The 21,103-nt window shown below is 67.0% G+C and carries 15 protein-coding genes; 11 read left to right on the forward strand and 4 right to left on the reverse strand.

Going from position 1 to position 21,103, the window contains the following annotated elements:
* Positions 1–17: 17 nt before the first annotated feature.
* Complete coding sequence (locus RBT54_RS06835; RefSeq protein ID WP_320365472.1) at positions 18–1,796, forward strand: choice-of-anchor I family protein; 1,779 nt, start codon at positions 18–20, stop codon at positions 1,794–1,796.
* Positions 1,797–1,853: 57 nt separating this feature from the next.
* Here the strand turns inward: RBT54_RS06835 and RBT54_RS06840 are convergent, their stop codons facing one another.
* Both RBT54_RS06840 and RBT54_RS06845 read right to left on the reverse strand, forming a co-directional pair.
* On the reverse strand, positions 1,854–2,078 hold the full coding sequence (locus RBT54_RS06840; RefSeq protein ID WP_320365474.1) for a hypothetical protein: 225 nt from the start codon (positions 2,076–2,078) through the stop codon (positions 1,854–1,856).
* Positions 2,079–2,167: 89 nt separating this feature from the next.
* A complete protein-coding gene (locus RBT54_RS06845) occupies positions 2,168–3,586 on the reverse strand; it encodes a PHA/PHB synthase family protein (protein ID WP_320365477.1) in 1,419 nt (472 codons plus the stop codon).
* 220 nt (positions 3,587–3,806) lie between these two features.
* Between RBT54_RS06845 and RBT54_RS06850 the strand changes: the two genes are divergently transcribed.
* The 10 genes from RBT54_RS06850 (at position 3,807) to RBT54_RS06895 (ending at position 18,589) form a co-directional block, all read left to right on the forward strand.
* On the forward strand, positions 3,807–5,744 hold the full coding sequence (locus tag RBT54_RS06850; RefSeq protein WP_320365479.1) for a DUF47 family protein: 1,938 nt from the start codon (positions 3,807–3,809) through the stop codon (positions 5,742–5,744).
* Complete coding sequence (locus RBT54_RS06855) at positions 5,741–7,390, forward strand: PEP/pyruvate-binding domain-containing protein (protein ID WP_320365481.1); 1,650 nt, start codon at positions 5,741–5,743, stop codon at positions 7,388–7,390. The genes RBT54_RS06850 and RBT54_RS06855 overlap by 4 nt, the downstream gene beginning before the upstream one ends.
* Positions 7,391–7,469: 79 nt before the next feature.
* Positions 7,470–9,305: a class I SAM-dependent DNA methyltransferase gene (locus RBT54_RS06860; RefSeq protein ID WP_320365482.1), complete on the forward strand. Its 1,836-nt coding sequence runs from the start codon at positions 7,470–7,472 to the stop codon at positions 9,303–9,305.
* On the forward strand, positions 9,302–10,684 hold the full coding sequence (locus tag RBT54_RS06865; RefSeq protein ID WP_320365484.1) for a restriction endonuclease subunit S: 1,383 nt from the start codon (positions 9,302–9,304) through the stop codon (positions 10,682–10,684). The genes RBT54_RS06860 and RBT54_RS06865 overlap by 4 nt, the downstream gene beginning before the upstream one ends.
* Positions 10,681–11,544 (forward strand): GIY-YIG nuclease family protein, encoded by an 864-nt coding sequence (locus RBT54_RS06870; protein ID WP_320365487.1) that lies wholly within the window; start codon positions 10,681–10,683, stop codon positions 11,542–11,544. Before RBT54_RS06865 ends, RBT54_RS06870 begins: the two co-directional genes overlap by 4 nt.
* A 118-nt stretch (positions 11,545–11,662) precedes the next feature.
* Positions 11,663–13,042, forward strand: coding sequence for a hypothetical protein (locus RBT54_RS06875; RefSeq protein WP_320365489.1), 1,380 nt, complete (start codon positions 11,663–11,665; stop codon positions 13,040–13,042).
* Positions 13,043–13,667: 625 nt separating this feature from the next.
* On the forward strand, positions 13,668–14,741 hold the full coding sequence (locus tag RBT54_RS06880; RefSeq protein WP_320365491.1) for a nitronate monooxygenase: 1,074 nt from the start codon (positions 13,668–13,670) through the stop codon (positions 14,739–14,741).
* Positions 14,742–14,872: 131 nt separating this feature from the next.
* Positions 14,873–15,073, forward strand: a complete 201-nt coding sequence (locus RBT54_RS06885; protein ID WP_021250637.1) for a type II toxin-antitoxin system VapB family antitoxin — start codon at positions 14,873–14,875, stop codon at positions 15,071–15,073.
* Positions 15,070–15,441, forward strand: a complete 372-nt coding sequence (locus RBT54_RS06890; protein WP_320365494.1) for a type II toxin-antitoxin system VapC family toxin — start codon at positions 15,070–15,072, stop codon at positions 15,439–15,441. Before RBT54_RS06885 ends, RBT54_RS06890 begins: the two co-directional genes overlap by 4 nt.
* A 19-nt stretch (positions 15,442–15,460) precedes the next feature.
* The gene (locus RBT54_RS06895) at positions 15,461–18,589 is read left to right on the forward strand and encodes a type I restriction endonuclease subunit R (RefSeq protein ID WP_320365496.1); all 3,129 of its coding nucleotides are present in this window, start codon (positions 15,461–15,463) and stop codon (positions 18,587–18,589) included.
* Positions 18,590–18,927: 338 nt separating this feature from the next.
* On the opposite strand, the gene RBT54_RS06900 is transcribed toward RBT54_RS06895, so the two are convergent.
* Both RBT54_RS06900 and RBT54_RS06905 read right to left on the reverse strand, forming a co-directional pair.
* On the reverse strand, positions 18,928–20,127 hold the full coding sequence (locus tag RBT54_RS06900) for a glycosyltransferase (RefSeq protein WP_320365499.1): 1,200 nt from the start codon (positions 20,125–20,127) through the stop codon (positions 18,928–18,930).
* On the reverse strand, positions 20,124–20,891 hold the full coding sequence (locus RBT54_RS06905) for an HAD family hydrolase (protein WP_320365501.1): 768 nt from the start codon (positions 20,889–20,891) through the stop codon (positions 20,124–20,126). Before RBT54_RS06905 ends, RBT54_RS06900 begins: the two co-directional genes overlap by 4 nt.
* Between the last annotated feature and the right edge of the window lie 212 nt (positions 20,892–21,103).

Here is a 21,103-nt window from a genome sequence, read left to right on the forward strand (position 1 = left end):
TCACGGCGCCCGTCTGATTGCCTCCCCTGGCGTATCCGGTGGCGCTGATCGCCGCCGGGTACGGTCGTGGATCCGCCTCGGGTTCGAAGGTCATCGAGCGGACATCTTCGTTCGGCATCATCCGTGTTCTCGCCTACCAATCCCCAGAGGACAACATGAAGATCTCCGCACTTGCCCGCGCTGTCTGTGCCGGGGTGTTTGCAAGCAGCATGCTTGCCGTGGCCGCCCCGGCGGCCTCGCCGTTCCAGGTGAAGCTGACACCCTTGGGCAGTTACGCATCGGGGCTTTTCGATCAGGCGGCGGCCGAGATCGTCGCGCACGATGCCAAGACGCAGCGCCTGTTCGTCGTCAATGCGGCAAGCGGCTTGATCGACGTCCTCGATGTCCGCGATCCCGCGCGGCCGAGCTTCATGTTCAACGTGTCACTGGGCGGGACGGTCAATAGCGTCGCCGCTCACCAGGGCTTGATCGCGGCGGCCGTCGAGAACGTGGACAGGACTGCCCCCGGCCGCGTCGCCTTCTTCACCGCCGATGGCCAGGTTCTGGCCGAGCTCGCGGTGGGCGCCCAGCCCGACATGCTGGTGTTCACGCCCGATGGCAAGCGCGTGCTGGTGGCCAACGAGGGCGAGCCGAGCGACGATTACCAGATCGACCCCGAGGGCTCGGTCAGCATCATCGAGGTGCCGGCGAACCCGAAGCTGCTCGGCACGCAGCATGTACGCACCGCGCGTTTCGACGGGTTCGAGCAGGGCAGGCTCGACCCGGCGGTTCGCGTCTTCGGACCGGCCGGCAGCGTCGCTCAGAATCTGGAGCCCGAGTACATCACGGTAGCCGGCGACGGCCGCACCGCCTGGGTGGCGCTGCAGGAGGCCAACGCGATCGCGATCCTCGACATCGATGCAGCCCAATTCACGGCGATCAAGCCGCTCGGCTTCAAGGACCACATGGCGCCGGGCAACGAACTCGACGTCAGTGATCGCGACGGCGCCATCCGCATCGGCAACTGGCCGGTCAAGGGCATGTACCAGCCCGACGCGATCGCGAGTTACCAGCGCGGCGGCCAGACCTTCATCGTCACCGCGAACGAGGGCGACTCCCGCGACTGGTCGGGCTACAGCGAGGTCTCACGCCTGCGCAGCCTCCCCAAGCCCCTGTGCGCGGATGGCCCGCAGATCCAGGCCTTCCTCGCCGACAACCCGTACGGCATCGACACCATCGCGCAGTTGCGCGACAACGCCAATCTGGGCCGTCTCAACGTCACGACGGCGACCGGTTTGCGTGCGGACGGAAGCTGCCATGAAGAGATCCACGCCTTCGGCGCGCGCTCGTTCTCGATCTGGAACGCCAATCTGGAACTGGTGTTCGACAGCGGCGCAGACTTCGAGCGCCGGATCGCGAGCGTGGCACCGACGACCTTCAACGCCAACCACACCGCCAACGCGTTCGATGCGCGCAGCGACGACAAGGGCCCCGAGCCCGAGGCGCTGGCAGTTGCGCCCCTGTTCGGTCGGGTGTTTGCCTTCATCGGGCTCGAGCGTGTCGGCGGCATCATGGTGTATGACGTGACCAACCCGAAGGTGCCGAACTTCGTGCAGTACCTCAACTATCGCGATTTCGGCGCGGCCCCGGGGACGGCGGAGGCGCTCGACCTCGGCCCCGAGGGTATCCGTGTGATCGCTCCCGAGATGAGTCCCTTGCCGGGCGTGCCGCTGCTGGTGGTGGCGAACGAGGTCAGTGGAACGACCACGCTGTTCCGCATCGAGCGTGAGCGCCTGGTGGGCGCGAGTTCGCGCTGACGCATGCGTGACCGGCGCCGCCTCCGCGTACGCGCAAGGGGCGGCGCCCGGTTGACCTCAGTCTTTCAGGCCTGCGCGCAGGCGGGCCAGGTTGCGATGCCAATCCTCCAGCGCATCCTGGTCATCCACCAGATCCGCGATGGTGCGCTTGCGTTGGGCAGTCCAGGCGCTGTAGGACGAGTGCTGTTCGGACTCGTTGCTTGCCATGTTCGCGTGAGACGCGACGGTGCCCGGGGTGTCCGGGTTCGGTGAGCGTGTGGTCGAAGCATGATTCGTGCGCATTTTGCGTACCTCCTGTTGAAATGACGAAGTGGGTGAGTCGGGGTTGATGGATTCGGTCTGAGTCCGGGCGGGCTGCGCCGCACGGGGCGTCAAGGCTCGAGTACGTAGGTGCCCGGTGCGTCGCCAAGGCTGGGATGGCGTTCGTCGAACGCGGGGCGGGCCGGGACGAGCTCGCCGGCGCGCGGCTTGAGCCAGGCCATCCAGTCGTCCCGCCAGCTTCCCGCATGGGTCTCGGCGCGATCGCGCCACTGCGCGGCCTTGTCGGTGCGGTGCGCGCTGCCTACCCAGTAGCGCCGCTTGGCAGGGCGCACCGGCGGATTCACGATACCCAGGATGTGGCCCGAGCTCGACAGCACGAAGCGCTTGTCGGCGGCGATGTGGTGCAGGGTGCGAAACGCCTGCGTCCACGGTGCGATGTGGTCGTCCTCGGCGGCCACCGCGTACAGCGGCTGGCGGATCGCGTGCAGGTCGATCGGCTCGCCGGCCACGGTCAGCGCCCCGGGCTGGATCAGGTGATTGTTCAGATACAGCTCGCGCAGGTACCAGGCGTGCATGGCGTAGGGCATGCGCGTGGTGTCCATGTTCCAGTGCAGCACATCGAACGGCGCGGGGGCTTCGCCGTACAGCCAGCCATGCACGACGTAGTGCCAGACGAGGCTGTTCGAGCGCAGCAGGCGGAAGGACGAGGCCATGTCCTTGCCGTCGAGGTAGCCCTTTCTCTCCATCTGGGCGGTCAGGTGCGCAACGCTGCCCTCGTCGATGAAGACCTCGATGTCGCCGGGTTTGTGGAAGTCGACCAGCGTGGTCAAGAGCGTCCAGTCGCGCACCGGCACCGCCTCTTCGCCGAAATGCCGCGCCGCCCACGCCATGTAGATCGCCAGCGCGGTGCCGCCGATGCAGTAACCCACAGCATGAACCCTGTCCGCCCCGCTGAACTCGCGCGCCACCTGCACGATCGCGTCGACGCCATCGCGGATGTAGTCGTCGAAACTCACGTCGCGCATCGATTCGTCGGGGTTCTTCCAGCTCGTGATGAAGACATCCAGGCCCTGATCCAGCAGGTAGCGCACCATGCTCTTCTTCGGGTTGAGATCGAGCACGTAGAACTTGTTGATCCAGGGTGTGACCTTGACCAGATCCCAGGTCGGCGATTCGGTCCACACCGGGTCGGCAAAGCGCGGATCGTCGGCGTGGGGCCGGACGGGATCGGGGCTCGGCAGGCCGACGCTGCGGTGGAAGCTGTGCCACTGCAACTGCCACAGGTCGGTGGTCAGCGCGGCCATGCGCTCGCTCAGCTCCTGCGGATGCATGAGCCAGGCGAGTTGGGCATGCAGCAGCGGCGCGGCGACGCCGAAGGGGTCGGCACGGGCGGCGATGCCGTCCTTCAGCGCAGTGACCTGACGATACAGCGCCTTGCCGTCGGGCACGCCGTTGGGACTGAAAACCTGCCTGCGAGGATGCGTCCGGCCCTCGGGGGGATGCCTGCCAGCGTGGCTGGGCGTGCGCATGCCGATGACTCCAACTGAGCTTGAGCGGGTTCACCGGCCCGCAACCGGGGCAACTCGTGATTGCAGCGCGACTGTGCGCTCGTTGCTTGACAGGCGTATTTCACTTCCGTGAATCCGGTGCCACGCGCGACGTGTCGCAGTGCACCACAGCGCGCAGCCGGTGTGACACGACTGTCACATTGCGCGCAGAGAATCGCGCCCAAGTGAATGGGAGCGTGCAATGGAAAAGATGGAAGCCGTCGCCACCTTGGGGCAGACGGAGCTGCTCAAGCCCGCGCGGGTGCGCGCGGCGCTGGCGGCCAATGACCGCTTGAAGCTCTACCTGAGCGTGCTGCAGGCGGCGCACGAACATGCCGCGGGCGCGGACGCGCCCACGCTCGACCTGTCGCGCGAGTTCGCGGCGGCGGGCGTCAAGGCCCCCTGGCTGGCCGAAGTGCCGGCCAACGCGTTTCGCGAGGGCAAGCGCCTGCACATCGCGGACTTGCCGCGACTGCGCGAGCTGCTCGCCGAGGATCTGCGCGTGATGGGGCGCCCGGTCGAGGACCAGGGGGACCAGGGCGATCTGACGACGCGGGTCGATCATTGGTGCGACTGGCTCGCGCAACTGGAACCCGACACGCTCTCGAGCGACGACCTGCACGCGCTCACCAGCGGCAAGCGCGGCAAGGACGACAGCCTGCATCTGCTGGTAATGGACCTGCACAAGGCGATCAACCGCCTCGCGGCCGAGCTCTCGAGCGAGAACATCGACGGCGCCCACGTGTGGCAGATCGACGAGGCCGACCGCGCCCGCGTCGCCGCCTTCATGCGCGGCATCAACCAGACCCGCGCGCTGAAGCTTTCCCATCCGGGGCTCGATACCGCCGCCACCCGCGACGGCGAGCGCCTGCTGCTGCAGAACGACATCGGCACCAACGACGCCCACGTGCTGGTGATCCAGGTCGAAGGGCTGGAGGTCACGCTGACCTATTCCGACCTTCAACGGCGCCGCTTCGCGTTCTTCCAGTCGCTGCTGTGCGAGGTCGGTGCGAGCTGGAGCGAGCCCCAGGCCCGCACCAATGCCGATCTCAACTTCGGCGCAACCTATTACGTCGGCACCGCCCACTTCAGTTGCACCGACGAGTCCCACCTGGGGACGGTGCTCGAAGGCATCGGCGCGCGCATCGTGTTCCTGATCGACTGGAACCGCGCGCGCAAACGCCTGGAGCAATTCGTCAGCAAGACCGACGCGGTGGCGATCCTGAGCGAGGCGGCGCGCCGGCGCAGCGGTCACATGGCGTGGCTGGAGGCGGGCGGCGAAAGGCTGATCTTCGACGCCATGCAGGCGCTGGGCGCGGATTACTTTCGCATCGGCGACCGCCTCGACACCGTGATGGGCACCGAGAAGGCGCGCGCCTTCGTGCTCGACGTGATGGCGCTGGCGATGGGCGCCGCGCAGCAGCACCAGCCGCTCGCGCTGGTCGCCGACGACACGCGGCTGCTGCTCACCCGCTACCTGCGTCGGCATGACGAGTTCGACCTGCTCGCCGAGCACGCCGCCTACTGCCACGCCATGGCCGAGGGCCTGCGCGACGGCCTGGCCCACGGTCATGAGCGCGATCGCAAGGCCGCGCGTGAATTTGCCGAGCGCGCCAAGGACTGGGAACGCCGCGCCGACCAGTTGGTGATGGACGCGCGCGCCCGCGCCGAAGCCCGGCCGCGCTGGGAGGCGTTCGCCGAGCTGGTCGAGACCGCCGACGACGTGGCCGACGCGCTCGAGGAGGCCGCCTTCCTGCTGTCGCTGATCGCAGCCGACCGCCACCAGGGCTGGCGCGGGGAAGTGCACCAGACCATGCAGTTGCTCGCCGATGCGGTGCTCGGTGCGGCGCAGGACCACGTGCGTGCGATCGAGGTGGCGCGCACGCTGGGCGAGGGCAGCAGCGCCGAGGACCACGAGGAGTTCGTCGCCGTGCTATGGCGCGTGCTCAACGCCGAACGCCAGTGCGACGTGCTGCTGCGCGATGTGCGGCGGGCGCTGGCCGAGCACGTCAGCGATGCGGCGACCTTGAACCTGAGTACCGACTTCGCGCAGGCGCTGGAGTCGGCTTCGGACTGGCTGCTGGCGACCGGCTACGGCCTGCGCCGGCTGGCCTTCAGCCGTGTGGGGGTGGGGCAATGAATGCACGTGTGGAACAGGTTGATTCGAGCGCCGCCGCGAGTGTCCTGACCGACGAGCGCTGCGTCGTGCACATGATCCATCGCGACGTGCCGCTGCCGCCCGGAAGCGGCCCCGCCACGCTGGGCGCCAAGGCGTGGAACCTCGCGCGCATGGCGGCGCTCGGCCTGCCGGTGCCGCCGGGCTTCGTGATCGGCACCGGCTGGTGCGTGCAGGCGCAGGCGCTCGAAGACGGCCACTGGCACCCTGCGCTCGAGATGCTCGAGCAATCGTGCGGGCTGCGTCTGGGCGACCCGCGTCACCCGCTGCTGGTGTCGGTGCGCTCCGGCGCGCCGGTGTCGATGCCGGGGATGATGGAGACCTTGCTCAACATCGGCCTCAGCGCCACGACCTTGCCCGGTTTCATCCGCAGCACCGGGCATCCGCGCCTGGCCTGGGACGCCTACCGTCGCCTGATCGCCGGCTACGGCGAGGTCGTCGCCAGCATCGATGCGGCGCACTTCGAGGCCGACCTCGATGAACTGCGCGGCCAGACCGACGAACGCGAGCTTGATTTCTCCGTGCTGCGCGCGCTCGCCGAGCGCCATCTGGACACCTACCGGCGCGAGGCCGGCGAGGCGTTTCCGCAGGACGCGCACGAGCAGCTCCGGCAGGCCATCGCCGCCGTGTTCGTTTCGTGGAGCAGCGACAAGGCGCGCACCTACCGCACGATGCACAGCATCGACCACCGCATCGGCACGGCGGTGACGGTGCAGCGCATGGTGTTCGGCAATGCGGGCGGACTCTCCGGCGCGGGGGTGGGCTTCACGCGCGATCCGAGCAGCGGCGAGCCGCAGCCGTGGGTGGATTTCCTGTTCAACGCCCAGGGCGAGGACGTGGTGAGCGGGCGGCGCAGCGCGCTCGGTCATGAAGCGCTGGCGGCGGTGGCGCCGGCGGTCTGGCAGGCGCTGCTCGATGCCACAGCCCGCCTCGAGCGCACCTTCGGCGACATGCAGGACTTCGAGTTCACCGTGCAGCAGGGCCAGCTTCACCTGTTGCAGACCCGCAAGGGCAAGCGCACGCCGCTGGCGGCGGCGCGTATCGCGCTCGATCTGCTCGACGAAGGCGTGATCGAAGCGCACACGGCCGCCGAACGCACGCGCGGCCTCGATGCCCGCGCGCTGGTGCAGCGCCGGATCGGGTCAGTCGACGGTGCGCCGATCGAGCCCATCGCCCATGCGCCGAGCGCCGCGAGCGGCGTCGCCTGCGGCGAGATCGCGCTCGACGAGCCGCGCGCCCGCGCGCGGCGCAAGGCCGGGGCGCGGGTGATCCTGGTGCGCCACGACGCCGAGACGCGCGACATCGCCGCGCTCGATCTGGCCGACGGGCTGCTGACCTGCCGTGGCGCGCGCACCTCGCACGCGGCGGTGGTGGCGCGCCAGCTCGGCAAGGTGTGCCTGGTGGGCTGCGAGGCGCTGCACATCGACGAGGCCGGGCGCGCCGTGCAATTTGGCGAGCGCGTGCTGACGGAAGGTGCGGTGCTCACGCTCGACGGCAACGAAGGCGCGATCTACGCCGGCGCCACGGCGATCGTCGAGACCGTGCCGGAGGCGCTCCTTGCCCGCCTCGACGCACTGCACCGCCCGCCGGTGCCCGCCGCGCAAGCCTGAAAAGGGGGGCTGAAGGCGCGCGGCGCTTCGCACTTGCATCGGCGATAATCGGGCCGTTCCGCCCCCACGACCCGAGCCCATGAACCAGCAAGCCCTCTCCGCCCTCATCTGGTCGGTCGCCGACCTTTTGCGCGGCGACTTCAAGCAGTCCGAATACGGCCGCGTCATCCTGCCCTTCACCGTGCTGCGCCGGCTCGACTGCGTGCTGGCGCCCACCAAGGCGGCGGTGCTCGCCGAACACAAGGCCAAGGGCGAGGCCGGGCTGCCCTTCGAACCCTTCGTGCTGAAGAAGTCGGGCGTGCCCTTCTACAACGTCAGCGCGCTCGACCTGCCCACGCTCGCCGGCGACCAGGACCACCTGCGCGCCAACCTGCACAGCTACATCCAGGGCTTCGCGCCCGACGTGCGCGACATCTTCGAGCGCTTCGACTTCGCCAACACCGTCGAGCGCCTGCACAAGGCCGGGCTGCTCTACCTGGTGGTGGAGAAGTTCGCCCACATCGAGCTCCACCCCAGGCGCGTCGACAACGTGCACATGGGCCTGGTCTTCGAGGAGCTGATCCGCAAGTTCGCCGAGATCTCCAACGAGACCGCCGGCGAGCACTTCACCCCGCGCGAGGTCATCCGCCTGATGGTGAGCCTGCTCTTCATCGAGGACGACGACGCGCTCGGCAAGCCCGGCATCGTGCGCACCATCTACGACCCCACCGCCGGCACCGGCGGCATGCTGTCGGTGGCGGGCGAGCATCTGCACGACATCAACCCCGGCGCGCGCCTCACCATGTTCGGCCAGGAGCTCAACCCCGAGTCCTACGCCATCTGCAAGGCCGACATGCTGATCAAGGGCCAGGACGTGCGCAACATCGTGCTCGGCAACACGCTGTCCGAGGACGGCCTGCTCGGCAAGCTCTTCGACTACATGCTCAGCAACCCGCCTTTCGGCGTGGAGTGGAAGAAGGTCGAGAAGGAGGTGCGCCGCGAGGCCGAGGAGAAAGGCTTCGCCGGCCGCTTCGGGCCGGGCCTGCCGCGCGTGTCGGACGGCTCGCTGCTCTTTCTGCTGCACCTGATCGCCAAGATGCGCCCGGCCGAGCAGGGCGGCAGCCGCATCGGCATCGTGCTCAACGGCTCGCCCTTGTTCACCGGCGGCGCCGGCTCGGGCGAGTCCGAGATCCGCCGCTACTTGCTCGAGAACGACCTGGTCGAAGCCATCGTCGGCCTGCCCACCGACATGTTCTACAACACCGGCATCAGCACCTACGTGTGGATCCTCACCAACCGCAAGGTCGACGACCGCAAGGGCTGGGTGCAACTGATCGATGCCTCCAGCTTCTGGCAGAAGATGCGGAAGAGCCTCGGCTCCAAGCGCAAGGAACTGTCCGAGGCCCACATCGGCGACATCACCCGCATCTTCGGCGGCTTTCTGGAGGTGGAGCAGGCGGTGGTGAGCGACGCCCAGGGCAAGGAGCTCGCCCGCGTCACGCTGTTCCCGGACGTCAAGCCGCCGACCGCGCCCGAAGGCGGCAAGGTCAAGCGCGTGCCCATCGCCCGCGTCTTCCGCAACGAGGACTTCGGCTACCGCACCATCACCGTCGAGCGCCCGCAGCGCGACGCGCAGGGCAACATCGTGCTCGGCGAGCGCGGCAAGCAGAAAGGCAAGCCCCAGCCCGACACCGCGCTGCGCGACACCGAGAACGTGCCGCTATCCGCGGACGTGCAGGCGTACTTCGAGCGCGAGGTGCTGCCCCACGCCCCCGACGCCTGGATCGACCACGACAAGACCAAGGTCGGCTACGAGATCCCCTTCAACCGCCACTTCTACGTCTTCGAGCCACCGCGGCCGCTGGCGGCGATTGACGCGGACCTCAAGCGCTCGATGGACCGGATCAAGCAGATGATCGAGGGGTTGGCGGGATGAGCTTTCCGCGTTATCCGGAGTACAAGGACTCGGGCGTCGAGTGGCTCGGGGAGGTGCCGGGGCATTGGCAGGTCTTACCTATCCGAACTGTGGCCAAACTCGAGTCGGGGCATACGCCCAGTCGCAGTCGCCCGGATTATTGGGAGAACTGTGATGTCCCCTGGTTCACGTTGGCGGACGTCTGGCAAATCAGGGAGGGTGCTGATTACGTCTTTCAGACCAAGGAGTCCGTAAGTGCGGTTGGCCTGGCGAACTCGTCCGCGCGCCTCTTGCCTGCGGGTACGGTGATCCTCTCGCGAACTGCGTCTGTTGGGTTCTCAGCAATCATGGGAGTCGCGATGGCGACCACTCAGGATTTTGCAAACTGGGTCTGCGGATCAAGGGTCCTGCCGAAGTATTTGCTTCACACCTTTCGGGCGATGGGTATGGAGTTTGAGAGCCTGAAGTTCGGGTCCACTCATAACACCATCTATATGCCCGACATCGCAGCGTTTCGTTTCGCACTTCCGTCAATTGAAGAGCAAAGCGCCATCGTCACCTATGTTGATCGAGAGGTCGCCAAGATTGACGCCCTCGTCGCCGAGCAGCAGAACCTGATCGCGCTGCTGAAGGAAAAGCGCCAGGCGCTGATCTCGCACGCGGTCACCAAGGGGCTGGACCCGGATGCGCCGATGAAGGATTCCGGGGTGGCGTGGCTGGGGGAGGTGCCGGCGCATTGGCGAGTCTGTTCGCTGCGGCGCGCGATCGCCAAGATCGAACAGGGGTGGAGTCCCGATTGCCATGCGCGTCCCGCCGAGGCGGGCGAGTGGGGCGTGCTCAAGGCCGGGTGCGTCAATGGCGGCAAGTACCGTCCAACCGAGAACAAGGCGCTCCCGTCGGAGTTGCTGCCTGACGAGTCCTACTGCGTGGAGGTCGGCGATGTCCTCATGTCTCGCGCGAGTGGCTCGCCCGACTTGGTCGGATCGACGGCGCTGGTGCGGGAGACGCCAGGGCGTCTGATGCTTTCCGACAAGATCTTCCGGCTCCGCCTTGAGATCGATGTTGCTCCGGCATTTTTTGTGGCGATGTTGAACGCTCGCGCCTTGCGGGCGCAGATTGAGCAGGCGCTGAGTGGTGGCAACGGCCTGGCGAACAATCTGCCCCAGTCGAACTTGCTTGCGTTCATCTGTGCTTTGCCGCCTGAGGAGGAGCAGGTTGCGATCGCCGCACGACTCAATCGCGACATCGAAGGCCTCGATCAGTTGATGGCTGAGGCGGAGTCGACAATCAGCCTTCTAATCGAGCGCCGCACCGCCCTGATCTCTGCCGCCGTCACCGGCAAGATCGACGTCCGCCACCTCGCCGTCGCCTCCGCCGAACCCACCCCGGAGCCCGCATGACCCCCGCCGCGCGCCCGCAGACCATCCAGATCTTCCTGCCGCTCGGCGACCCGCGCGGCATCCGCATCGCCGAGATCACCACCCGCATCGTGCAGCTCATCGAGGTGCCGCGCCCGCAGCTTGACGTCTTCCTCGCCATGCCCGAGAGCGAGCAGGTGGCGGTGTATTTCCTCTTCGGCCAGAGCGACGACGGCGCCGAGCCCAAGGTCTACATCGGCCAGACCGGCGACCTGCGCAAGCGCCTGGCCAGCCACAACAAGGACAAGGACTTCTGGCAGCGCGCACTGGTGCTGATCTCGCGCACCGGCAGCCTCACCCAGACGCACGGGCTGTTCCTGGAATGGCAGTGCATCCAGGCCGCCCGCCAGGCCGGGCGCTACGTCACCGAGAACGGCAACGCCGGCACCCGGCCGCACACCCCCGCGCCGCTCGAAGCCGACTGCATGGAGATCTTCGACACCGGCCGCACGCTGCTCGCCACCCTCGGCCATCCGCTCTTCGACCCCGTCGCCAACCCCGCCGGCCCGGCGGGCGAGGCCGAACTCTTTTACTGCCGCCGCGCCGGCACCGACGCGCGCGGCGAATACACCGCCGAGGGCTTCGTCGTGCTCAAGGGCTCGAAGGGCCGCGCGCAGATCGCCAGGGCCTTCGAGCATCACTCCTTCGCCAAGCGCCGGAACGAGCTGATCGAGCAGGGCAGGATCGTGGTCGATGGCGACGCCACCGTGTTCACCGAGGACGTGCTGTTTGCCTCGCCGAGCGGCGCGTCGGCGGTGGTGTGCGCGGCGGCGTCGAACGGGTGGTTGGACTGGAAGACGGCGCGCGGGGAGACGCTGAGCGAGGTGAAGCGCGGGGGGTGAATTTGTCGCGGGCAGGCAGCTTGCGTTCATTCGGCTGCTTTACTTTGAAAACTCCCGGATATCAGGTGCTGTTTACGCTGAATCAACCTCTCAGATTTCCGGTTCTTGGAATCAGCACATGGAAAGAATAGTTAAATCCCTGCTAAATGGCGACTTTGAGATGTACATGTCGGATTGCGTATTCCGCCAGTGCGGATTGGACTCCCCGATTGTCTACGAGGGGCCGGGACTTCTCACGCAGACGCGAGACAAATCCATACTCCTGAGGGTGTTCGCCGCTCCCGTAGACCATTCGGAGGCGTTTAGCCGCCAGTTCAACGACGACCTGACGCCGGGCGAATTGGTTCCGGACTCCCAGTACTACGACTTCGAGGGGAGAGACCCCTACGGGACGGTCTGGACGGCGAATCGGATATCAATCGAGACGGACTTCGGTTACGGAACCTACGTGCGCGCGCGACCGAGGACTCTCGAGAAGAAAGAGGAGCGGTCGAAGCCGGTTGAGCGGCCGGTGGTGGTGGCATTTCTTCCAGGAAAAATGGACCTGCCATGGCACGCGGTTACCGAGAAGGGAGAGCGGGGCTGGTCGTTAGACCGATTCGAAACGAATGCAGGTTGCCTTGAGTGGCGGGTCGCCAAGACAGACGACGGCGCGTGGCTTACCTTCAAGTGCGAGGACTCCCCAGTTGAACCCCGCTTTGCGGCGTTCCTGCGCGGCCTGTCCATTCTCGTGGGGAGGCGGCTGAAGCCTATTTGCCTCTCAATTTTCGAAGGTGAGCAGCAGACGACGAAGGTGCTGAACCGGCTTCACGAGCCCGACGCCGAGAGGCTGCTTGCTCCAGTTAGTGCGCAAAGGGATTTATCGGATGACGCCCACCTATTTCTGGAGCGGTTCATGGCGAGGGCAGGGGAAGAGGGCGAGTTTGGGGAGGGTGCATGCGGTTTGGCGCATCAGTACTGGTATCGGATCCTCAGGTCCCGCGAGAGCGACATCGAGAACAGCTCGCTGGTACTTTCCGTGGCCGTCGAGGGACTGGTGAAGAAGACTCTGCTTTCGAAGACGGACGCCGATCCCGAGTTCGTAAAGCAAGCCGAGGAAGCCAAGCCTATTTTGAAGAAAGCTGGGCTCGGCCCTCGGGCACTAGACTGCGTCCTGTCAAGCTTGGGTAACGCAAAGCATCCGAGGGTTTCGGACGCCTTGCGGCGACTCGCGACAGAGGGCGTCGCGAGCGAGGCCCACATCAAAGCCTGGAAGGGGCTCAGGAACGCGGCCGCCCACGGGAGCGTCCTGGAAGAAGACGGCAGGGCACTGCAAGAACACCTAGATCGCTTCCATGTCTGCCTCGACCTGTACTACCGGCTCGTTTTTGTTTTGATCGGATACAACGGAAGGCACACGGACTACGGAACGAGGGGGTGGCCGACACGCAGATTTCGACTGGGCAGGGAACTAACAGCCTCCACCGCTGAACCGGTCAGTACTCCTGAGTGCGCCTAGGTAACAAGATAGCCGAGCTACCGAAGAAGGTGGACCCTGTCTCGGAGTCTGCAGGGAACGAATTGCCAGTAGCCATAGCCTGTCACAACGAATGGCTACTGTGTTTCGTCCAGACTCTCAGCCGCTGACAGGGCGAAGAACCGTAATGGAGCACCTAACAGATTTTCGCGGACAGCCCAGGGGCGCGCGTCGTGGGCAAGCCTGAGGTCGGCCGCCCTCGCCGGAGCGTACAATGACGTTCAACTTAGACGACATTTAGCTCGATGCCGATGATCGCTGTTCACGTGGAAAAAGCCCTCGAAGACGAGATCTGTCGCGACCTCGCCGCCGCGGGCTGGCTGCACGAGGCGGGCGACGCGGCGCGCTACGATCGCGCGCTGGCGCTGTTCCCGGACGACGTCACGGGCTGGATCCAGACGACGCAGCCCGAGGCCTGGGCGAGCATCGAGCAGACCCACGGCGCCAACGCGCGCAAGGTGGTGTGCGAACGCCTGTGTGAGGGCGCTGGGGTCAGGTCTTTCATTGCACTGCCCCCGTCTTCTTCCCCTGCTCCGCCGCCTACGCTTGCCGGCGGCGGCGCGCCATTGCGATGTCGTAGCAATCCTAAACATGACAGGGAGCAAGCATGTCGCTACAAAACCTCCTTGATATCGAGCTTCCCATCCTCCAGGCGCCGATGGCCGGAGTGCAGGACAGCGCACTGGCGATCGCCGTGTCGAACGCGGGCGGGCTGGGCGCGTTGCCGTGCGCGATGCTGGACGCCAACGCCGTGTGCAAGCAGGTCGAGATCCTGCGTGCAGGGACGAGCCGCCCCTTCAACCTCAACTTCTTCAGCCATACGCCACCCGTACCCGACGAGGACAAGGCACGGGCGTGGCGGGCGCTTTTTGCCGGCTATTACGCCGAATTCGGCCTCGATGCCGGTGCGCAGCCTGCCGGGCCGGCTCGGCTGCCGTTCGATGACGCGATGGCCGATGTGGTGTGCGAGTTGCGCCCGGCCGTGGTCAGCTTCCACTTCGGCCTCCCGGCGCCCGCGCTGTTGAAGCGGGTGCGCGACGCCGGCGCCCGGATCCTCGCTTCGGCGACGACCGTGGACGAGGCGCGCTGGCTGGAAGCGCGGGGCGTCGACGCGGTCATCGCGCAAGGTCTGGAGGCGGGCGGGCATCGCGGGATGTTCCTGAACGACGACATCGCCACCCAGGTCGGCACCTTCGCGTTGGTGCCGCAGGTGGTCGAGGCGCTGCGCGTGCCGGTGATCGCCGCGGGCGGGGTCGCGGATGCGCAAGGCGTGCGCGCGGCGCTCGACCTGGGAGCGGCCGGCGTGCAGGTGGGAACAGCCTACCTGCTGTGTCCGGAAGCGACGACGAGCGCGATCCATCGGGCGGCGCTGAAGCGCGAGTCGGCCCGCGTCACTGCGCTGACCAATCTCTTCACCGGCCGGCCCGCGCGCGGGATCGTCAATCGCCTGATGCGCGAGCTCGGCCCGATGAATGCGCAGGCGCCGCAGTTCCCGCTTGCCGCGGCCGCACCGGCGCCTTTGCGCGCGCGGGCCGAGAGCCTTGGAAACGGCGATTTCTCGCCCTTGTGGGCGGGGCAGAACGCAAGCGGCTGCAGGGAGATCGGCGCGGGTGAGCTGACGCGAGCGCTGGCGGGGCTAAGGTGGGGCGATCGTCGGTATCGGGCCGATACACGCCCGTAGCCTTGTTCGGGGGCCAGCACATGAACGGCCTGCCACCCGGGGGCCTTTCTCATCGCTTGAAGGTTTGAAAGGCACGGATAAGCGCATCAAGTGGTGCTAATCTTGAAGCAGGTCACCTCAACGAGTCCATCATGCGTACCACCCTCGCGCTCGACGACGAGCTGCTTGCCAAAGCCCAGGCGTTGACCGGGCTGACCGAGAAATCCACGCTGGTGCGGGAAGCCCTGCGTGCGCTGATCCAGCGCGAAAGTGCGCGGCGCCTGGCCCTGCTGGGTGGATCCGAACCTCAACTGAACGACATCCCGCGGCGGCAGCCGGAATCCGCTGCATGATCCTTGTCGATACCTCGATCTGGATCGATCACCTGCGCGGATCGGATGAACACCTGTCCGGGCTTCTCACCGCGGGGAGGGTGCTGACGCATCCGTATGTGCTGGGCGAAGTCGCGCTGGGTAACGTGAAGAACCGTGCTGCCGTGTTGGGTGCGATGAGCGATCTGCCGCTGGCGGCGGCCGCGACGGACGATGAGGTGCGCCGCTTCATCGACGCCCGTGCGCTTTTCGGGCTGGGCATCGGTTACATCGATGCGCATCTGCTGGCCGCCGTGATGCTGGCGCCCGGAACCAGGCTGTGGACGCGCGACAGGCGCCTGGGCGCTGCAAGCGCTCGTCTCGGTCTGGCCTATGCTCTGGCCCATTGACTCGCGTACCGGAATTCCGATGACCGCCCTCCACACCGAAAAAGCCCTCGAAGACGAGATCTGCCACGACCTCGCCGCCGCCGACTGGCTGCACGACGCAGCCGACGCCGCGCGCTACGACCGCGCGCTGGCGCTGTTCCCCGACGACGTGGTGGGCTGGATCCAGACGACGCAGCCCGAGGCCTGGGCGAGCATCGAGCAGACACACGGCGCCAACGCGCGCAAGGTGGTGTGCGAGCGCCTGCGCCGCACGCTCGCCGACCACGGCACGCTGCACGTGCTGCGCCACGGCTTCGAGATGCTGGGGCTGCGCCGGCCGATCCTGATGGCGCAGTTTCGCCCCGCGCTGGCGATGAACGCCGAGCTGCAGGCCAAGTACGCCGCCAACCGCCTGCGCGTGGTGCGGCAGTTGCGCTATTCGCTGCACCACGAAAACTGCATCGACCTCGGGCTGTTCCTCAATGGCATTCCGGTGGCGACCTGCGAGATCAAGACCGACTACACCCAGGCGGTGGACGACGCCGTGCTGCAGTACCGCAAGGACCGCCCGCCGCGGGTGGCGGGCAGCAACGCGGTCGAGCCGCTGCTGGCCTTTCCGCAGGGCGCGCTGGTGCATTTCGCGCTCAGCAACTCGGCGGTGCGCATGACGACGAAGCTCGACGGCTTCGACACCGTGTTCCTGCCTTTCGATATGGGTGACGCCGGTGCCGCCGGCAATCCGCCCAACCCGGCGGGCTACGCCACCGACTACCTGTGGAAAGACGTATGGGCGCGCGACTCGTGGCTGGAGATCCTCGGCCGCTACATCGTGCCGAGAAAGAACGACGCCCGGCAGCTCGTCAACACCATCTTCCCGCGCTACCACCAGCTCGACGCCACCCGCGCCATCGTCGCCGCGGTGCGCCGCGACGGCCCGGGCGACAAGTACCTGATCCAGCACTCGGCGGGCTCGGGCAAGACCAACTCGATCGCGTGGACCGCGCACTTCCTCGCCGACCTGCACGACGCGGACAATCGCAAGGTCTTCGACACGGTGGTGGTGGTGTCCGACCGCACCGTGCTCGACGACCAGTTGCAGGAAGCCATCATGGGCTTCGAGCGCACCCAGGGCGTGGTCGCGGTGGTGAAGGGCGAGGGCGCGAGCAAGAGCCAGGAGCTGGCCGAGGCGCTCGCCGCCGGCAAGAAGATCGTGGTGTGCACGCTGCAGACCTTTCCCCGCGCGCTCGACAAGGTGCGCGAGCTGGCGGCGACCGAGGGCAAGCGCTTTGCGGTGATTGCCGACGAGGCGCATTCCTCGCAGACCAACGAGACCGCCGCCAAGTTGAAGGAAGTGCTGTCGCCGGCGGAGCTCGCCGAGCTGGAGGACGGCGGCGAGATTAGCACTGAGGACATCCTCGCCGCGCAGATGCAGGCCAAGGCGGCGGGCTCATTTGACAACACTCGGTTGGGCATCACCTTCGTCGCCTTCACCGCCACGCCCAAGGACAAGACGCTGCAGCTCTTCGGCACGCGGCCCGACCCATCGCGCCCGCCCGCTGATGAAAACCTGCCCGCGCCCTTCCACGTGTATTCGATGCGGCAGGCGATCGAGGAGGGCTTCATCCTCGACGTGCTGCAGAACTACACCAGCTACAAGGTCGCCTTCAACCTGGCGCACGAAGGCGGGGCCAGGTACTCCGAGGTCGATCGCGACACCGCCATGAAGGGCATCATGGGCTGGGTGCGGCTGCACGAGTACAACATCGCCCAGCGCGTGCACATCGTGGTCGAGCACTTCCGAGCGCACGTGGCGCCGCTGCTCGGCGGCCAGGCCAAGGCCATGGTGGTGACCGCCAGCCGCAAGGAGGCGGTGCGCTGGCAACTGGCGATGCGCAAGTACATCGACGAGCACGGCTACCGCATCGAGACCCTGGTGGCGTTCTCGGGCGAGGTGGAAGACCCCGAATCCGCGCCCGAACCGCTCGCCGAGACCAGCGCGCTGATGAACCCGCGCCTGCGCGGCCGCGGCATCCGCGAGGCCTTCAAGGGCGGCGACTACGCCATCCTGCTGGTGGCCAACAAGTTCCAGACCGGCTTCGACGAGCCGCTGCTGTGCGGCATGTACGTGGACAAGCGCCTGGCCGGCATCCAGGCGGTGCAGACGCTGTCGCGCCTGAACCGCGCGCACCCGGGCAAGGACACCACCTACGTGGTCGACTTCGTCAATGACCCCGACGAGGTCCTCGCCGCCTTCCGCGTCTATCACACCACCGCGGAGCTGGCCGGCGTGAGCGACCCCGAGCAGATCTACACCCTGCGCGCAAAGCTTGACGGGCTGGGCTTCTACGACAGCTTCGAGGTCGATCGCGTGGTCGAGGTGGCCCTGCACGACAACAAGCAGTCCGCGCTCGACCGCGCCCTGGTGCCGGTGGCCGACCGCCTGATCAAGCGCCACGCCGCCGCCCGGCGCCGGCTGCGCGACGCGGACAAGGGCAGCCCCGACGCTCACGCCGCCAAGCTCGAGCTCGACGCGCTCGTCCTCTTCAAGCGCGACATCGCCACCTACGTGCGCCTGTATGGCTTCCTGTCGCAGATCTTCAACTACGGCAACACCGACATCGAGAAGCGCGCGATCTTCTTCGGCCTGCTGCACAAGGTGCTCGACTTCGGCCGCGAGAGCGAGACCGTCGACCTGTCCTCGCTCGCGCTGACGCACTACACGCTGAAGAACCTCGGCACCCGCCGCCTGGCGCTGGACGCGGGGCAGGGCGAGTACAAGCTCAAGCCCAGCGGCCCCGGCGGCGGCGAGGTGCGCGACAAGCAGAAGGCCGCGCTCGACGAGATTATCGCGCGGGTGAACCTGCTCTTCGTCGGCGAGCTCACCGAGGGCGACAAGCTGCTCTACGTGAACAACGCCATCAAGGGCAAGCTGCTGGAATGCGAGACGCTGATCGAGCAGGCGGTGAACAACACCAAGGAGCAGTTCGGCAACTCGCCCGATCTGGATGCGCGCATTCTGGATGCGGTGATGGATGCGCTCTCGGCCTTCACCTCAATGAGCCGGCAGGCGCTCGAGTCGGAGCGCATCCGCGCCGAGATCAAGGCCATCCTGCTCGGCCCCGGGCGGCTATACGAATTGCTGCGCGAGGCCGGGCGGCGGGGAAGCTGAGGTGACTCGATGCGGCGCGCGGCTCAGGCCTTGCGGGGGACTGCGCACTCCGCGCAGTGGTAGCCATAGCGCGAGGTACCCCGCACGGCTTGTCGGCGGCCATTCACGACCCGGCTCTGGCGGCATTTCTGGCACCTGAACGACGGCAGGGTGACCCCCGCGAGCCCGGCGAGGCGTTGCGTGGCATCGCGGTATTGCTCGATCGCGTACTGGCTTCCATCTCTGCTCGTGAGCGGCATGCACACTCCTTCGGTGATCAGCGGGCTTTGGTAAGGACTCGTGGCGTCTCGTAGTGTCCGCACTCAGGGTTTCAATCCTGTGAAGTGCGCGCGCGGGGCTCACGAGCAGGATGCGATATCGAGCGCGGCCTCCTGAGCCGTTCCGCTCACGCCCGCCGAAGCCTGCTCCAGAATCCGACCCAGGATCTCGGGCGCCTCGAACAATGCCCGGTTGTCGATCCGTCTCACGCTCGCCTGGAATGCATCGAGACCGCTCAGGAGCTGTGCCACCGCGCGGTCGATGGTGCGAAAGCTGCCGTGCACCACGCCCAGCCCGTTCTCGCGCACCCATTCGGCGTTGTAGCGCTCCTGCGGCATGGTCCACGCGTTGTCGACGACGATCACCGGCAGGCCCTGCTGCACGGCCTCGCTGATGCTGCCGGGTCCGGGCTTGCCGATGAAGAAATCCGCCAGGCGCATGTAGTAGGGGATGTCGGAGGTGAACTCCACCACCAGGCGCGGTGCTACTTGCGGGAGCTGGCGCAGGCGCGCGGCGAGCGCCTTGTTGTGGCCGCAGATCAGGATCAACTGCGTCGCCGCCGCCAGGCGCTGCGCGATGCCGAGCATCGCCTTCGAGCCGTGGCCGCCGAACAGCACGAGCCCGGTGGGGCGCTTCGGGTCCAGGCCCAGACGCGATCGTTCCTCGGCGCGATCGACCGTGATCGGCTGGTAGAACTCGGGCCGGATGATCATCCCCGATGTGCTGTGGATGCGCGCCGCGTCGTGGCCGAGCATGCGCGCCTGTTCCGCGGCGCGTGGTGTGCCGCAGATGAAGTGCTGGGGCTGGTCGGCCTCGATCCAGAAGTTCGGCGGCAGGTCGGCGAGGTCGGTGAGCAGGGTGACGTAGGGCACCCCGGGCAGCGCCGAGGCCACGCTCTGGTAGAGCGCGCGGTTGAAGTTCGGCACCAGCGACACCACCAGATCGGGCTCGGTGCGCAGCCAGTGCTGCTGCAGTTGCCGGACCAGCAAAGGGTGACCAAGGCGGATGGCGGCCTGCAGGAGCTTCAGCTCCTGCGTCATGCCCAGCGTCCACCCGCGCGCCAGGCGCTTGTTGTACCAGTCCTCCGGCCCGCTACCGGTGACCGCGCGGAACTTGTCCTGCGGATCGAGCACCTCGAAGAGATTGACCAGGCGCACCTGCCAGGACGGGGCGTGCCGGCGCGGCGCCTGCCGGTGCAGCGCCGCCTCCAGGGCCAGCGCCGAGGCGCGGTGGCCGCCGCCGGCGTTGAAGTAGATAAGGTCGATCTTTTTCGTGCTCATCCTTCGTCCCCGCCGGGCTGGCCGGGTACCGATCCGCCGCCGATTTCTGTTCCCGCCGCGGTGCTCGGGAGCGCTTGAGGTAGTCCGAGGGTGTGCAACAGCTTTCCCGCGAACTCGGCGGGTGAGGCGTGGATGAAGTCGTCGGGCACGCCGAGGGCTTTGCGCAGGCGCAGTCGATCCTCCGCGCCGTAGGCGACGATGAAGGGGTACATGCCGGCACCGATCGCGGCGACGTAATCGCTGTATTCATCGCCGCAGGCGTAACAGCGCGCCGGGTTGATCGCCATGCGCTCGCGCGCGTCCCGGAACGAGGGCGTCTTGTCCCCACCCAGCGGGAGGCAGGCGAAATGGTCGAAGGCGTCGATGTCGATGTCGTGGCGCGCGAACAGGAGTCGGAGCGTCTCTTTCGGATCGACCGTGACGTTGCGCGTGACCAGGCCGACGCGCACCTGTGGCTCGGCGAGCAGGGCCTGGAGCAGGGGGGCGATGCCGGGGTAGAGGCTGGCCTCGGTGCGATAGAAGTCGGTCAGCGTCGCCAGCAGGCGCTTGCGGTTCTGCTTGCCGAACTGGTGGCGCAGGTTGTTCGGGAACTCACGCAGCCCGCCGAGATACTTGAAGAGCTTGCGCCGTTTCTGGAAGCGCTCCAGATCGCCGATGGCCATGCCGTGGCGCAGAAAGCTCTGCTCGATGGCATGGAAGGCGTCGATGGTGGTGCCATCGGCGTCGAAGATGACCAGTTGGTCGCGGTTCGGATAGGGAGCCATCCCCGCAAGCTAAATGAGCAATGCGACGGATTCGTGACACGCGTGTTCCGCACCCGGACGCTTGCGCGCCAAGGCGCACAGCCCGAATTGCCATGCGAGCGGGGGGGAAAGGAGAGGTGTGGAGTGCCGCTGTTGGTAGAAACAGAACAGTAAGCAAAGTGTCCACAAACGAAAAACCCACCGCTTAGGGTGGGTTTTTCTGCTTACCTGGG

It is taken from the genome of Thauera sp. (assembly GCF_034003485.1).
Classification (GTDB): Bacteria; Pseudomonadota; Gammaproteobacteria; order Burkholderiales; family Rhodocyclaceae; genus Thauera.

Coding starts and splice junctions, on each gene's coding strand:
- RBT54_RS06870 (WP_320365487.1), top strand. CDS start 10,681: ATGACCCCCGCCGCGCGCCCGCAGACCATCCAGATCTTCCTGCCGCTC.
- RBT54_RS06855 (WP_320365481.1), top strand. CDS start 5,741: ATGAATGCACGTGTGGAACAGGTTGATTCGAGCGCCGCCGCGAGTGTC.
- RBT54_RS06895 (WP_320365496.1), top strand. CDS start 15,461: ATGACCGCCCTCCACACCGAAAAAGCCCTCGAAGACGAGATCTGCCAC.
- RBT54_RS06905 (WP_320365501.1), bottom strand. CDS start 20,891: ATGGCTCCCTATCCGAACCGCGACCAACTGGTCATCTTCGACGCCGAT.
- RBT54_RS06850 (WP_320365479.1), top strand. CDS start 3,807: ATGGAAAAGATGGAAGCCGTCGCCACCTTGGGGCAGACGGAGCTGCTC.
- RBT54_RS06840 (WP_320365474.1), bottom strand. CDS start 2,078: ATGCGCACGAATCATGCTTCGACCACACGCTCACCGAACCCGGACACC.
- RBT54_RS06890 (WP_320365494.1), top strand. CDS start 15,070: ATGATCCTTGTCGATACCTCGATCTGGATCGATCACCTGCGCGGATCG.
- RBT54_RS06845 (WP_320365477.1), bottom strand. CDS start 3,586: ATGCGCACGCCCAGCCACGCTGGCAGGCATCCCCCCGAGGGCCGGACG.
- RBT54_RS06875 (WP_320365489.1), top strand. CDS start 11,663: ATGGAAAGAATAGTTAAATCCCTGCTAAATGGCGACTTTGAGATGTAC.
- RBT54_RS06860 (WP_320365482.1), top strand. CDS start 7,470: ATGAACCAGCAAGCCCTCTCCGCCCTCATCTGGTCGGTCGCCGACCTT.
- RBT54_RS06900 (WP_320365499.1), bottom strand. CDS start 20,127: ATGAGCACGAAAAAGATCGACCTTATCTACTTCAACGCCGGCGGCGGC.
- RBT54_RS06865 (WP_320365484.1), top strand. CDS start 9,302: ATGAGCTTTCCGCGTTATCCGGAGTACAAGGACTCGGGCGTCGAGTGG.
- RBT54_RS06885 (WP_021250637.1), top strand. CDS start 14,873: ATGCGTACCACCCTCGCGCTCGACGACGAGCTGCTTGCCAAAGCCCAG.
- RBT54_RS06880 (WP_320365491.1), top strand. CDS start 13,668: ATGTCGCTACAAAACCTCCTTGATATCGAGCTTCCCATCCTCCAGGCG.